At 67.3% G+C, this 13,093-nt stretch carries 14 protein-coding genes; 7 read left to right on the top strand and 7 right to left on the bottom strand.

Annotated elements, in window-relative coordinates:
- Positions 1–24 precede the first annotated feature (24 nt).
- Complete coding sequence (locus ACLQ7T_RS03115) at positions 25–453, top strand: Ros/MucR family transcriptional regulator (RefSeq protein WP_420470852.1); 429 nt, start codon at positions 25–27, stop codon at positions 451–453.
- Between the two features lie 77 nt (positions 454–530).
- On the opposite strand, the gene ACLQ7T_RS03120 is transcribed toward ACLQ7T_RS03115, so the two are convergent.
- The 7 genes from ACLQ7T_RS03120 to ACLQ7T_RS03150 form a co-directional block, all read right to left on the bottom strand.
- The gene (locus ACLQ7T_RS03120; protein ID WP_420478090.1) at positions 531–1,625 is read right to left on the bottom strand and encodes a DUF2336 domain-containing protein; all 1,095 of its coding nucleotides are present in this window, start codon (positions 1,623–1,625) and stop codon (positions 531–533) included.
- The gene (locus ACLQ7T_RS03125; RefSeq protein WP_420478091.1) at positions 1,622–1,936 is read right to left on the bottom strand and encodes a hypothetical protein; all 315 of its coding nucleotides are present in this window, start codon (positions 1,934–1,936) and stop codon (positions 1,622–1,624) included. Before ACLQ7T_RS03125 ends, ACLQ7T_RS03120 begins: the two co-directional genes overlap by 4 nt.
- A 560-nt stretch (positions 1,937–2,496) precedes the next feature.
- Positions 2,497–3,090, bottom strand: coding sequence for an ABC transporter permease (locus ACLQ7T_RS03130; protein ID WP_420478092.1), 594 nt, complete (start codon positions 3,088–3,090; stop codon positions 2,497–2,499).
- A 155-nt stretch (positions 3,091–3,245) separates the two neighbouring features.
- On the bottom strand, positions 3,246–4,001 hold the full coding sequence (locus ACLQ7T_RS03135; protein WP_420478093.1) for an ABC transporter ATP-binding protein: 756 nt from the start codon (positions 3,999–4,001) through the stop codon (positions 3,246–3,248).
- Positions 3,994–5,046, bottom strand: coding sequence for an ABC transporter substrate-binding protein (locus ACLQ7T_RS03140; protein WP_420478094.1), 1,053 nt, complete (start codon positions 5,044–5,046; stop codon positions 3,994–3,996). Before ACLQ7T_RS03140 ends, ACLQ7T_RS03135 begins: the two co-directional genes overlap by 8 nt.
- A 637-nt stretch (positions 5,047–5,683) precedes the next feature.
- Positions 5,684–6,667 (bottom strand): alpha/beta hydrolase, encoded by a 984-nt coding sequence (locus ACLQ7T_RS03145; protein WP_420478095.1) that lies wholly within the window; start codon positions 6,665–6,667, stop codon positions 5,684–5,686.
- 53 nt (positions 6,668–6,720) lie between these two features.
- Positions 6,721–8,538: an ABC-F family ATP-binding cassette domain-containing protein gene (locus ACLQ7T_RS03150; protein WP_420478096.1), complete on the bottom strand. Its 1,818-nt coding sequence runs from the start codon at positions 8,536–8,538 to the stop codon at positions 6,721–6,723.
- 72 nt (positions 8,539–8,610) lie between these two features.
- Here ACLQ7T_RS03150 and ACLQ7T_RS03155 point away from each other — a divergent pair, with 72 nt between their 5' ends.
- The 6 genes from ACLQ7T_RS03155 to ACLQ7T_RS03180 all read left to right on the top strand — a co-directional run bounded on the left by ACLQ7T_RS03155 (position 8,611) and on the right by ACLQ7T_RS03180 (position 13,025).
- The gene (locus tag ACLQ7T_RS03155) at positions 8,611–9,189 is read left to right on the top strand and encodes a TetR/AcrR family transcriptional regulator (protein ID WP_420478097.1); all 579 of its coding nucleotides are present in this window, start codon (positions 8,611–8,613) and stop codon (positions 9,187–9,189) included.
- Positions 9,186–9,524: a DMT family transporter gene (locus ACLQ7T_RS03160; protein WP_420478098.1), complete on the top strand. Its 339-nt coding sequence runs from the start codon at positions 9,186–9,188 to the stop codon at positions 9,522–9,524. Before ACLQ7T_RS03155 ends, ACLQ7T_RS03160 begins: the two co-directional genes overlap by 4 nt.
- 38 nt (positions 9,525–9,562) lie before the next feature.
- Complete coding sequence (locus tag ACLQ7T_RS03165) at positions 9,563–10,018, top strand: YcgN family cysteine cluster protein (RefSeq protein ID WP_420478099.1); 456 nt, start codon at positions 9,563–9,565, stop codon at positions 10,016–10,018.
- Between the two features lie 191 nt (positions 10,019–10,209).
- A complete protein-coding gene (locus ACLQ7T_RS03170) occupies positions 10,210–10,851 on the top strand; it encodes a GTA baseplate fiber-binding domain-containing protein (protein WP_420478100.1) in 642 nt (213 codons plus the stop codon).
- A gap of 89 nt (positions 10,852–10,940) precedes the next feature.
- Positions 10,941–11,858 carry a DnaJ C-terminal domain-containing protein gene (locus tag ACLQ7T_RS03175; protein ID WP_420478101.1) on the top strand — a complete coding sequence of 306 codons (918 nt, stop codon included), beginning with the start codon at positions 10,941–10,943 and terminating at the stop codon, positions 11,856–11,858.
- Between the two features lie 3 nt (positions 11,859–11,861).
- Positions 11,862–13,025, top strand: a complete 1,164-nt coding sequence (locus ACLQ7T_RS03180) for a phosphoserine transaminase (RefSeq protein ID WP_420478102.1) — start codon at positions 11,862–11,864, stop codon at positions 13,023–13,025.
- Positions 13,026–13,093: the final 68 nt, after the last annotated feature.

Below are 13,093 nucleotides of genomic sequence, written 5' to 3' on the forward strand. Positions count from 1 at the left end.
TCCGCGCAACTTGGCTGGGACTCCATGGAAGAAAACGCACAACTGCTCGAAATGACTGCCGACATTGTGTCGGCCTATGTCGGCAACAATAATGTTCAGGCGTCTGAAGTGCCGGGGCTGATCTCGAGCATTCATGCGGCCCTGTCGCAAGTCTCGACCGGCGTCGTCGAGCCGGAGCCCGAGCCCCGTGAGCCCGCGGTTCCGGTCCGCAAGTCGATCACGCCGGACTACCTGATCTGTCTCGAGGACGGTCGCAAGTTCAAGTCGCTGAAGCGCCACCTGCGCACCAAGTACAATATGAGCCCCGAGGAATACCGCGCGAAGTGGAACCTCCCGAAGGACTATCCGATGGTCGCGCCGAACTACGCCAAAGCGCGGTCGGATCTGGCCAAGCAGATGGGACTGGGGCAGGGCGGGCGGAAGCCGGCGCGTGCCGGACGCGCCAAGAAGTAGACGTTCGCCAGCTTGCTGAAAGACAGCGCCCGCCGGATGTTCCGGCGGGCGTTTTCCGTTTTACGATCCGCGATCCGTCAGGCGGCCTGCGCGCCGCGTCGCATACGCCAGAAGCGGAGCGTGCGAAGCGCGGCCTCGCGGGTCAACTCGGCGTACATGCGGGCGTAGGCGTGGGCCTTGGCCATGGCGTCACCGTCGTCGTTCAGCAGGACGACGGCGTAGGTCAGGAACAGGGCGCGATCGAGATCCGCCGCCTTGCAGACGACGGCGAGGGCATCGAGCTCACGCCTGTCGATGATCTGGCGAGCGGTGTGGAAGTCGATGTCCGCGAGCTGGGCCAGGGCGATCAGGAAGGAGGTGCGGCTGCCTGACCGCAGGAAGCGGGCGAGCATTCGGGGGGTGAGTTGCCCGGCGGCCTTCAACTCCTCGACGTAGGCGAGGCATTCGGAATAGTCGGCGGGCAGGGCGCCGTCATCGGTGGCGACCCGGGCGCGCCCCGCCGCGAGCGCTGCGTCGAGCAGGGCGGGGTCCATCCTCGCGTTCTGCTCGAGGATTTGGCTGCGCAGGCGGGCCTCGACCACAAAATACATCTCGTTGAGAAGGTCTGCCGGCAGGTCGGCGCGTGACACCGTGGTCTCGTGCAGGGCCGGATTGGCCTTGGCCCGTTCGACGGCCGCTTCCGAGGCCTTGCGTGACAATCGGGCGCCGTCGTTGCGGAGCAGGGCTCCAAGAGTTTCGTCGTCGCCTCGTTCGACGATCACGTCCGACACCGCCTCGGAAACCGAGCTTCGGTTCGAAACCGCGCGCAGGTGGTCCTGGCCGTGCTGGCGAACCACGCCGAGCAAATCCTCGTCCGTCAGGACCGGTGAATGGGCCAGGACGGCGCCGGCGACGGCGGCCTCGTCATTGGCGAGGCGACGGATCAGGGCGTGGGGCGCGTCAGGCGCCGAGGCGAACCGGCTGGCGAGCTCCTTGCGGACCGCCGTCTCCATGTCATCGGCCAGCTTGGCCAGAACGGCCCCGTAGTGATCATCCTCGGTGGCGGTCCGGTTGGCGGCGCCGAAGAAGTGCTCGGTCAATTCCCGCAGCAGGGCGCGGCGCTTCTCGCTGGACCCTTCTTCGGCCAGGGCGATCAGGTCGGGGAGGCGCGACACGGCGGCGGCCTCCGTCACTGGAAGTCTCCTTCCGGCGCGGCAGGCTGGACGCGCGTGCGCCCCTGGGCGTCACGGATGAGGGTCGGGCCGGCCTGGGGCTCAGCGAGGTCTCGCGAGGCGATGGTGACAGGAGTCGTGACCGCCAGAGCGTCGACATAGCCGGGTTCAGGGATGGCGACCGGATCCGGAGTACGGCCGCTCAGTCTGTGGACCGAATAGTACCGTGCACCCTGCTCGGTCGGCCCGGTCCGGCCCTCGTCAGCCTGCACCGGGGTGCCGCCCGCCGACGCCTGCATGCGGAAGACGGGCGCATCAGCGCGTGGGGCCATGGGGTCGGCGGGGCCGGCAACAGCGGCCGCGGTCGGGCCTGATGGCGAGGAACCGGCCGCCAGTGCGACGTCCGCCGGAACGGCCTGACCCCGTCCCCCCTGCTCGGAGAGGTAGGTCGGCGTCGGGCTTGTCGCGGGCGTGGGCGTGATGGCTGGGCCGGGGGGCGGCGCCGGCGCCGGCGCGGGCGGAGACCGCAGCCAGGCATTGGCGGGGGTCAGGGTTCGCAGCTGCGACGGCGCGGGCGCCGCCGACCCGGCCGCGACGCCTCCATGCGGGATCACCCGGTTCGAGCGGCGGGGCGTCGGAGCGCCTGCGGCGTCTGCCGCGGCTGCCGGCATCGAGATCGCATCGGGACGTCCGGCCCAGCGCAGATACTGCGGGGGGGGAGTTTGCGCCCCGGCGACGTTCGCGAACCCGAGCATCCCGAAGGCGACGGTGGCGAGGCCGAGAGTCGTGGAAGGGACGCGGCGCAAGAGGAGCTCCGAACGCGGAAGGTCAGGCGACCAAGGGTATTGGCGGCTGGCTTAATCCGTCGCTAACGCGGGCGCAGAATCTTTGGTCAGGACAGCCGGGCGCGGACGTGGCGTTCGATCAGGCCCGCGGCGCCGCTGAAGGCCAGCCCAAGCAACATCAGGCAGATGAGCGCCGCCAGCATGTCGGCGGTGCGCAGGCGGTTGCCGGCTTCGAGCAACCGCCAGGCCAGGCCCTGTGTCGCTCCGGAGCCTGAGACAAACTCCGCGACCACGGCGCCGATGACGGCGAGACCGGACGCCACGCGCAGACCTTCGAGAGCGAACGGAAGGGCCGAGGGGAGGCGCAGACGGAGCAATCTCTGGACCGGCGTGGCTCCGTAGAGGTCAAACAAGCGCTCGAGGTCTCGATCGGCGGACTGAAGTCCGGTCAGCACGCCTGAGAAAATGGGGAAGAAGGCTACGGCTGCTGCCAGGGCGACGACTGCCCGATCGGCATGGTCCAGCCCGGTCCAGATCAACACCAGAGGGGCGATGGCGACGACGGGCGTGACCTGAAGGGCGACCGCGAGAGGACGGACAGCCTCTTCGGCGCGCCGGTTCATGGATACGAGAAGGGCGAGGCCGCCGCCGAGTATGGCCGCGACCAGCAGCGCCTGGAGCGCCATGCTGAAGGTCTGCATGGCGGAGCCGGCCAGTACGGGGGCACGCCGAACGAGAGATACCAGTATCCCGCTGGGAGGGGGCAGTACGTAGACCGGCAGGTTTGCGAGCCTGCAGCTGAGCTCCCAGAGAACAAGAAGGAGCGCGATCAGGGCCAGCGGCGGGAGAATCCGGGTCATGTAATCCGCTCCGGCATGGCGTGGGCGAGAGCGTCGGCAAGGGCCTCCACGGCGTCGCGGTAGGCCGGTCGGGCGCGCCAGCCGGCAGGGCGGGGGATGTCGCCCGGTGTCGGGCGCGCCATGGCGACCTGACCGCTGACGGCGTCCAGGACCACGGTGCGGCCGGCCAGATAGACCGCTTCCTCAATGTCGTGGGTGACGAAGACGATCGCCGGACGCGGGGCTCGCGCGGACCACAGATGATGCAGGTCCTCGATGAGATGGCGCCGGGTGACGCTGTCCAGGGCCGCGAAGGGCTCGTCCAGAAGAAGAAGGTCGGGTCGTGTGACGAGGGCGCGGGCGAGGGACGCACGCATGGCCATGCCGCCGGAAAGCTGTCTCGGACGGGCGCTGAGGCGCTCACCCAGTCCTACCGAGGCCAGGGCGACGGCGGCGCGGGCGCGAGCGTCCTCGCGAGGCGTCCCGGCGAGTTCGAGGGGCAGGGCGACATTGGTCTGGGCGTCAGCCCAAGGCATCAGGGTCGGCGATTGAAAAACAAAGGCTGTGCGACCGGGGGAGGTCGTGAGGGCCTCCCCCTCTGTCGGTCGTTCCAGACCCGCGAGCAGGCGCAGGAGCGTGGACTTGCCCGCGCCGGACGCGCCGACGACCGCGACGATCTCGCCGGCTGAGATGGAGAGATGCAGCGGACCGATCGGCGGGCGGTCGGGGTAACGGACGACAACGCCCTCAAGCGTCGCGACCGTGTCAGCCACGGCCGCGGCCGGGCAGGTACTGGGTGGTGAAGGCCTGCCGCCAGTCCAGGTTCGTTGGATACACCCCGGCCTGGCTGGTGACCTCGAAGAAGGCCTGCCACCGCTCCTCGGTCATTGTGCCCAGTCCGTAGAGAGCGGCGTCGCCTCCATCGACGATTCCGTTGCTGCGCAGCTTTTCCCGGGCCTGATCCAGTATGTCCTGGGTCATCTCGGGGTTATCCCGCCGGATCAGCGCGTCCGCCGCCTTGCCGTCGCCCTGGATATAGTCGCGCCAGCCCTCTGCGGAGGCCGCGATGAAGCTGCGAAGGGCGGCGCCGTTGTCCCGGGCAAAGGCCGTCGGCGCGAGCACCATGGTGGCGTAGGAGGGATAGCCCTCGTCGGCGAGAAGGAACACCCGGGGTTCGAAGCCCGCTTCCTTCTGGATGGTGTAGGGCTCCGAGGTCAGATAGCCCTGCTGTACCGCGCGTCGGTCAGCCAGGAAGGGTGCGGGATTGAAGGTGTATTTGCGGACCTGGGCGTCCGTGAAGCCGTACTCGGCCTTCAGCCAGACCCAGAAAGCGTTGATCGAGGCGTCGGCCAGCAGGAAAGGCCGCCCGGTCAGGTCGGCGATGCTGCGGAGCGCCGGGTCGGGATGGGCCAGGAGCACCTGGGGGTCTTTCTGGAAGAAGGCGGCCACCGCCTTCACCGGCGCGCCCTCCGCGACGAGGTTCATGGGTATGAAGCTGTTGGAGCCCATGCCGAGCTCTACAGCCCCCGACGCGAGCAGCTGGGGTACGTTGACCCCGGGACCGCCCTGGATGATCTCGACATTCAGGCCGCGCTTCTCGTAGATGCCGGTCGCGAGCGCCTGATAGAAACCGCCATGCTCGGCCTGGGCGCGCCAGTCGGTGGCGAAGCGGAGCCGGATCCGGCCGTCGGCGTCCGGCTCGACCTGGGTGGTGTTGTCGAAACAGGCCGCGACCGATGCACTGACGACGACGGCGCCGGCGCCCGCCAGAAGGGCGCGACGGTTCGGCGGAAGACTGCGATTCCCACGCGAGGTCATGGCCTTATGTACGGCCAAGGCGCTGGCGGGAAAAGGGCGAAGACGGGGGGCGGACGCCGGAATTGAGCGAGGGGACGAAGGGCCTCGGCGAACCGCTGCTCCTCGTCCCCTCGCCAAGTCCGGGTTGGACTTGGCCGTTGAGGTTTCGGACCCTGGCTTCGGCATCGGCGGGCGAACCCGGCGGTGGTCAGCTGTATCCTGTCGCGCTCAGGGTCTCCGGCGTTCCGCAGGTCTGGCCTGCGCCGTCCTTTGATCCCGATCCGGTTCCCGTCCGGTTCAGTCTCGGGCCGAAGCCATCGACGTCCCCCTGGGGCCTGATCCTGCCTCCCGCCCGTTACGATCCGAAGACCGCCCGAAGCGTCGGGTCAGAGAGCCGGGCCGGTTCGCCTTGAGCCCCGGGTCTCCCCGGTTTTCCGCGCCGCCGTGTCCCTCGGCCTGATCAAGCTCGCTCCAAACCCCGGATCCAGCAAGCGCCCCGAATGCTCCGCTTGTGGATCAATTCAGGGATAAAACTTGTCCAATCCGTGTATCGATAATTCCGGATCGGCAATTTTCTTCGATTTGTGAAGATATTGCGACGTTATGCACAGTGTCGGCCGGACAGGGTGAATTCCCGGTCGAGATCCCGTCCTGACGTTCAGTTTTCCACCCGTTGGGTCAGCCATGTCCGGATCTCTGCAAGGCTTCGGGCCGCCAACGGGCCGCCGAAATGCACGAAACCGTGGGGGGCGAGGGGGACCCGCAGCAGAACGCTGGGGGCGGCCGCTGACCAAGAGTCAGCCATCAGACGGCTGTCGTCCCGCAGCGGGTCCAGTTCGCCGGAAATAAAGAGGGCCGGAGGCAGGCCCTCCATGTCCGCGTAAAGCGGAGAGACGTCAGGGTGACGACGCTCGGCTTCATTCCGATCAGGCAGGAGACGCGCGAGATCGGCGGCCATAGTCGGCCCGTTCAGCAGCAGGGTGTCCGGACCGGCCGCGCGAACGGAGGGTGTGCCCGAAAGATCGAAGACCCCGTACACAAAGACACAGGCCCTGAAGGCCTGAAGGCGTTGGGCGTCACGCAGCGCCAGGGCCGTCAACGCCGCCAGATGTGCGCCAGCGGATTCTCCCACGAGGAACAGGGTCGTCGTGCCGAACTGCGCGGCGGCGTTTTCCGCGAGCCAGAGCCCGGCGGCTGTGCAGTCGGAGATGGCGTGCTCGAGCAGAACGCCGCGGCGTTCATTCAGCAATCGGTAGTCCACCGACACCACGGCGAAGCCGGCCTCGGCGGCCAGGTCGGCATTGATGCGGTCGTTCAATCCGGCGCTGCCGACGACCCAGCCGCCGCCGTGCATGTCGAGAACGACACCACGGGGTGGATGTGGCGGCCTGAGCACTCTCAGATGGACGGCCCCGTTCGGGGCGGAGACCCGGACTGTCTCAACCCGAACGCCCTTGCGTTTGAGCCACGCGGCAGTGACCCGCTGTGCTGCGCCGCCGAACATGGTGCTGGCCCATTGGCCGGCCTCCAGTCTCCAGTTGTCAGTTTTCAGGCGCGGTGCGAGGGCGAGCGCGGCATTGATGCGCTCCGCCGCGCGACGCTCGGAGGGACTGAGCTCAAGGTGTCTGACGGTTGCGGGCATGGCGCGACGTTAGGCGGCTTCAGGGTGCGGAACGATGCGGCGTGCGGCCGCCGCTAAGCGGTGAGCGCGGCCTTCTTCTCCTCAAGCTCCAGCCATTCCAGTTCGGCGTTCTCAAGGTCGGTGCGGGCCTTCCCGGCGGCTTTCATGGCGCGGTCGAAGGCGGCGGGATCGCGGCTGTAGAGAGTCGGATCGGCGAGAATGGCCTCCTGCTTCTCGATCTGGACGGGCAGGGCTTCCAGCAGACCCTCGAGTTCCTTCAGACGGTGCACGTCCTTGAAGGACAGCTTGCCGGGCTTCTTCGTCTGGGCGGGCGGAGTGGGTGTGGCGGCCTCTGTCGAACCGGTCCGCTTCACCTCCGTCGGGGGCGGGGCGAGGAAGCCCGGGTTCTGGCGGACGAAGTCGGACCAGCCGCCGGGGGTTTCGACGATGTCGCCGCGCCCGTTCATGGCGATGGTCGAGGTCGCGAGCCGATCCACGAAGTCGCGGTCGTGGCTGACGAGGATCAGGGTGCCGTCATAGCTTTCAAGCAGTTCCTCGAGTTTCTCGAGGGTATCCATGTCGAGGTCGTTGGTGGGCTCGTCGAGGATCAGCATGTTGGCCGGCTTGGCCAGGGCGCGGGCCAGCAGCAAGCGGTTCCGCTCACCGCCCGACAGGGTCGAGATCGGCTGGCGCAGCTGGCCTTCCTGGAACAGGAATTCCTTGGCGTAGGCGGCGACGTGTTTGGAGTGGCCGCGCACGAGGATGGAGTCGCCTCCGCCCGGGGTCAGCGCGTCCCAAAGGGTCATGTCCGACTTCAGCCCCTCACGCGACTGATCGAGATAGACCGGCTCCAGATTGGCGCCCATGCGGACCGTACCCTCATCGGGCGCGAGCTCGCCGAGAAGAACCTTCACCAGCGTCGTCTTGCCCGCACCGTTGGGGCCGACGATGGCGAGCCGGTCGCCGCGAATGACGCGGGTGGTCAGCCCCTTGAAGATGGTCCGGTCGCCGAAACGCTTGGTGACACCCTTCAGATCGGCCACGAGCTTGCCCGAGACGGCGCCGCTGTCGACGCCGAGCTGGAGCTCGCGCGGGAGGTCGCGGACGCGCTCGGCGCGGTCGGCGCGCATCGCCTGCAGGGCGCGTGCGCGGCCTTCGTTGCGGGTGCGCTGGGCCGTGATCGAGCGGTAGAAGGTATAGGTCTCGGCCTCGATCCGCTTGGTCAGGCGACGAAGGGACTCGGCTTCCTCCTCCATCACCTTGGCGGCCCATTCGTCGAAAGCGATGAAGCCCTTGTCGAGGGTGCGGACCTTGCGGCCCTCCAGCCAGTGCACCGACTGGGTGACCCGGTTCAGGAAGGCGCGGTCGTGGCTGACGACCAGAACGGCGAAACGGGCCGAGAGCAGTTCGTTCTCGAGAAGTTCAATGGCCAGGATGTCGAGGTGGTTGGTCGGTTCGTCGAGCAGGAGCAGGTCCGGCTCCTCGGCGAAGGCCTTGGCGAGAGCCGCGCGTCGAGTCTCGCCGCCCGAGAGATTGACGGTCGACTTGTTGGGGTCGAGCCCGAAGGTGGTCAGCCAGCTCTCGGCGGTCCAGCGCTCGGCTTCGCCGGAGGCGGCGTAGTCCAGCAGGGTATCGCCCCTGATGTCCGGCTCCTGCGGGACATAGGCGAAGCGGGTGCCGGCCTGGACGGAACGGTCGCCGGCGTCGGGCTCGATCAGGCCCATGACGAGCTTCATCAGGGTGGATTTCCCCGCACCGTTACGGCCCACGAGGGCGGCGCGCGTGCGCGGCTCGATGGCCATGTCGACACCGTCGAACAGGGGGCGGGGACCGTCCTGGAGACGGACATCCTTGAGGGCGATCAACGGGGGACGGGCAGCCATGGCGGCCATATAGAGGAGGGCGCGGCGGCTCGCCACCGGTCATGACTTGACCCATACCGTCCGGACGGTATGTAGCGGACTATGGATACGCTGACCCGTCGACGCGCCCCGGATACGACTCGCGCGGAAGTTCTCGAAAAGGCCCTTGAGGTGATCGCAGAGGTCGGTCCCAAGGGGTTCACCCTCGACGCCGTGGCGGCGCGAACCACGGTCAGCAAGGGCGCGCTTCTGCACCATTTCCCGAGCAAGATGGCGTTGCTGGAAGGTGTCGTGGATCACCTGGGCGCGATGTTCAGCGACGCCATCATAGCGGAGGCGGCGCGGGACCCGCAGCCCTATGGCCGGTTGGCGCGGGCCTACCTGCGGGTCACGATCAATGACGCCGTGACGCCGGATGACATGAGCATCGGGCGGGCGATTCTCGCCGCTTGCGCCCTCGAGCCTTCGCTGCGCGATCGCTGGACCGCAGCCACCGCGGCGGCGCGGGCGGACGACCCGACTGACCCCGTTGGCGCAGACGACGCCTTGTTGCTGCGACTGGTGGCCGACGGATTGTGGATGTCGGACATTTTCGGGGTCTATCCGGTCTCATCGGAACAACGACAGGCGCTTCTCTCGCTGCTGACGCCGGGGCACGTGCTGATGGAGGCCGGGACGTGAGCCCGCTGACCTGGTGCGCACTGGCGGCGGCGATCGGCCTTGAGGTCGCGGGTACAACGCTCCTGCAGTTGTCGCAGCAATTCACCCGCCCCTGGCCGACGATCGGGATGGCGCTCTGCTACACGCTGGCCTTCTACCTGCTTTCCATAGCTCTGAGACAGATCCCGGTGGGGCTGGCCTACGCCATCTGGAGTGGACTGGGCGTCGTCATGATCGCGACGATCGGCGTGGTTCTGTTCAAGCAGAGGCTGGATCCTCCGGCGATCGCCGGTCTGACGATGATTGTCGGCGGGGTCGCGGTGATCAATCTGTTCTCCAAGTCCGTCAGTCACTGACCGCGACATGCGGCGTCGATCGGCGTAAGGAGCCGCGCATGAGCGCCTTCTGGGAAACCAAGACCCTTGAACAGATGACCCGCGAGGAGTGGGAAAGCCTGTGCGACGGGTGCGGCCTTTGCTGTCTGGTGCGTTTCGAGGACGAGGATACGGGCGAGGTCATCCCGACCCGGGTGCATTGCAAGCTGTTCGATCCGGTTCGTTGCACCTGTTCCGACTATGCGAACCGCAAGGCCACGGTGCCCGACTGCATCAAGTTGACGCCGCAGAATATCGAGGCCCTGGAATGGATGCCGAAGTCGTGCGCTTACCGCCGCTTGCACGAGGGCCGACCTTTGGCGGCCTGGCATCCTCTGGTCTCGGGCAGCCGCGAGACCGTGCATGAGGCCGGAGTGTCGGTACGAGGGCAGACCGTATCCGAACTCGCGCTGAAGGAGGCCGAGGACGCGCTGGACTTCGAGGCGCCTGAATGGCGGGAGGAGCGGGGCGTCTGAGGTCGGTGACGCCTGACGGGATTTGTCAGACAAACCCGAGATAACTCAAAGGCTAATAAAAAGCAGTCGGCCATATTCCGGCGGCTGGTCGCTGGCGCCGCATACTTTGGGCATCACCGGAAGGACCGATCCGGAGCGGCGGTCCCGCTCCCGCTCCAAGGAGATCATGATGCTGAGCTGGCGACGATCCGTTGCGGATCGACGACGGGCCGTCGCGCCCGAAACGAAGGACAAGGGGCTGGGAAATCGTTCAGTTTCACCGTGCTGACATGGTCGGCGACGGCGTGTGGCGTCTTTCAAACCTGCTGCGAGGACAGTTCGGTTCGGAGGACGCGATGCGGGCAGGGGCGTCAACTGGCGGCCTTGTCGTCTTTCTGGGGGCGGAGACCCGACGGGCGTCAATCGCCGCCGGCGAGCAGCGCCTTCCCCTCGTCTGGAGGGCGGGGCCGGTCGGGACCCCGGGGGGAGCGACGGTCGCTGATACCGTCTTCGAGTTCACCGGCCGGCATATGCGCCCCTGGAGCCCGGCTCACCTTCAGTGCCTTCGCCTTGGTGACGGTGGCGTTGAGGTTCGCTGGATTCCCCGCTCGCGGCTCTGGGGCGACAGCTGGGACGGCGCGGACCGGCAGAGCGATCCGCTGCGGTTTCGCGTCCGCCTTGCCGAGGGCAATACCGTTCGGCGTGAAATCGAAACCACCGATCTGCAGGCTTTCTCTTCGGCGGAGCAGGTTGCGTCGGACTTTCCGGACGGTGTCTACGGACATGCGACTGTATCGGTCGCCCAGTGGGGCGACGGGTACGGTTGGGGAGAGGAGGCCGTCCTGGCGTTGTAATCCGCCGATGTCGGCAGGATGAGGTTTGCGGAATCCCGCGGATGGCCTAACTGAAATGCTCCACCGCGAAGACAGGAGCGAACTCGAACGTGGCCGGCGATCCCTACAAGGAATTGGGCGTAGCCCGGGGCGCGAGCCAGGACGAGGTCAAGAAGGCGTTCCGCAAACTCGCCAAGGATTTGCACCCGGACAAGAACCCTGGCGACAAGGCTGCCGAAGACCGCTTCAAGCGGGTGACCGCCGCCTTCGATATCCTTGGCGACAAGGACAAGCGCGCGAAATTTGATCGCGGCGAGATCGATGTCGACGGCCGTGAACAGTTCCGGGGATTCGGCGGCGGCGGAGACCGTGGGCCGGGCGGCTTTGGTCAGGGCCCCTTCGGGCAGGGCGGCGCGCGGGGCGGTTTCGAGAATATCGACCTAGACGAGATTTTCGGCGGCATGTTTGGCGGCGGCGCCCGGCCGGGCGGCGCGCGGGGCGGGTTTTCCCCGAAGGGCCAGGACGTCCGCGCAACGCTCGAGATCAGCCTTGAGGACTCGATCTCAGGCGCGACCCGCCGGATCCAGTTTTCCGACGGCCGGACCCTGGACGTGGCCATTCCCAAGGGGGCGGGCGACGGACAGACGATCCGGCTGAAGGGGCAGGGCATGCCCGGCCGCGGCGGGGAAAACGGCGACGCCCTGATCGAGTTGAAGCTGGCGCCGCATCCGGTCTTCACCCGGGAGGGCGCCGACCTGACCATGGAGCAGCCGGTCCCGTTATATGACGCCGTGCTCGGCGGGAAGGTGCCCGTGCGAACGCCCGAAGGGACGGTCAGCCTGACCATTCCCAAGGGATCCAACTCGGGCAAGATCCTGCGGCTCAAGGGGCGGGGCGCCTTCGCCAACGGCAAGCGCGGTGATTTGCTGGCGAAGTTGATGATCGTCCTGCCGGAGGCCGATGAGGCGCTGGACAGGCTGGCGCAGAAGGTTCGCGACGCGGGACCGATCCGGCCTTTCCGGGACTGACCCATGACCCGCAAGCCCAGCATCAAACCCGAACGCCCCTGGTTCTCGTCCGGTCCGACGGCAAAGCGCCCCGGATGGTCCTCGCAGGCTATTCCTCACGGCCTTCTTGGCCGCGGCATTCGCGCACCTGAGGTGGTCCAACGTTTTGCCTACGGACTGCAGATGACCCGGGCTCTGCTGCAGGTGCCCGATGACTGGGTGATGGTCTATGTGCCGGGCTCGGATACCGGGGCGGTCGAGGCGGCCATGTGGTCGATGCTCGGGGAACGGCCTGTGCAGGTCATGGCCTTCGAGAATTTCGGCAAGGTCTGGGCGACGGACGCCAAATCCCATCTGAACCTTGAGCCTGAAATCCTTTCGGCGCCGTGGGGCCGGTTTCCGGACACCTCACGGGTCGATCCGGCGAAGGACCTGGTGTTTCCGTGGAACGGCACGACGTCCGGCGTGAAGGCACCGGGTAGTGACTGGTTGTCCACCGAGCGCGAAGGGATCGTGATCTGCGACGCGACGTCGGCGGCTTTCGCCATGCCGCTGCCGTTCGGGAAACTGGACGTGGTGACCTTCAGCTTCCAGAAGGCCCTGGGCGGGGAGGCCGGGCTGGGCGTCGCGGCGCTCTCGCCTCGTGCGGTCGAACGGCTGGACCGGTTCGAGCCGCCGCGTCCGGTTCCGAAGGTCCTGCGACTGCGGGGAGAGAACGGCTTCGAGCGGACGCTTGCGACGGGGTCGATGTTGAACACCTTCTCGGTCTGGACCCTTGAGGACTGGATCGATGGCGTCGAGTGGGGACTGTCCATCGGCGGCCTGGAAGCCCTGATCGCCCGCACGGACGCGAACGCCGCCGCCCTTGATCGCTGGGTATCCGCGACGCCGTGGATCGCCTACCTGGCCGAGGACGCCGATATCCGGTCGACCACCTCGGTTTGTCTGAAGATCGTCGATCCCCGGGTCGAGGCCCTGGATGACGATGCGCGGCGAGCGCTCGTGACCCGCATGAAGGCCTTGGTGGAAGACGAGGGGGCCGCCTTTGACATTGAGGGGCATAGAAACGCCCCTGCCGGCCTCCGCATCTGGTGCGGTTGCACGGTCGAGGCGGCGGACATCGAGGCCGTGACCCCCTGGCTGGACTGGGCGTTCGAAACGGCGATCGCGGAATATTCCGCCGACTGACGGGACACCCGACGATTCCCCCGCTATAGGCTGCGCCCGCATTCCGGAAACCGGATCAGCGGAGAAGT

Origin of the sequence: Brevundimonas sediminis, assembly GCF_048799765.1 — a bacterium.
Lineage (GTDB): Bacteria > Pseudomonadota > Alphaproteobacteria > Caulobacterales > Caulobacteraceae > Brevundimonas.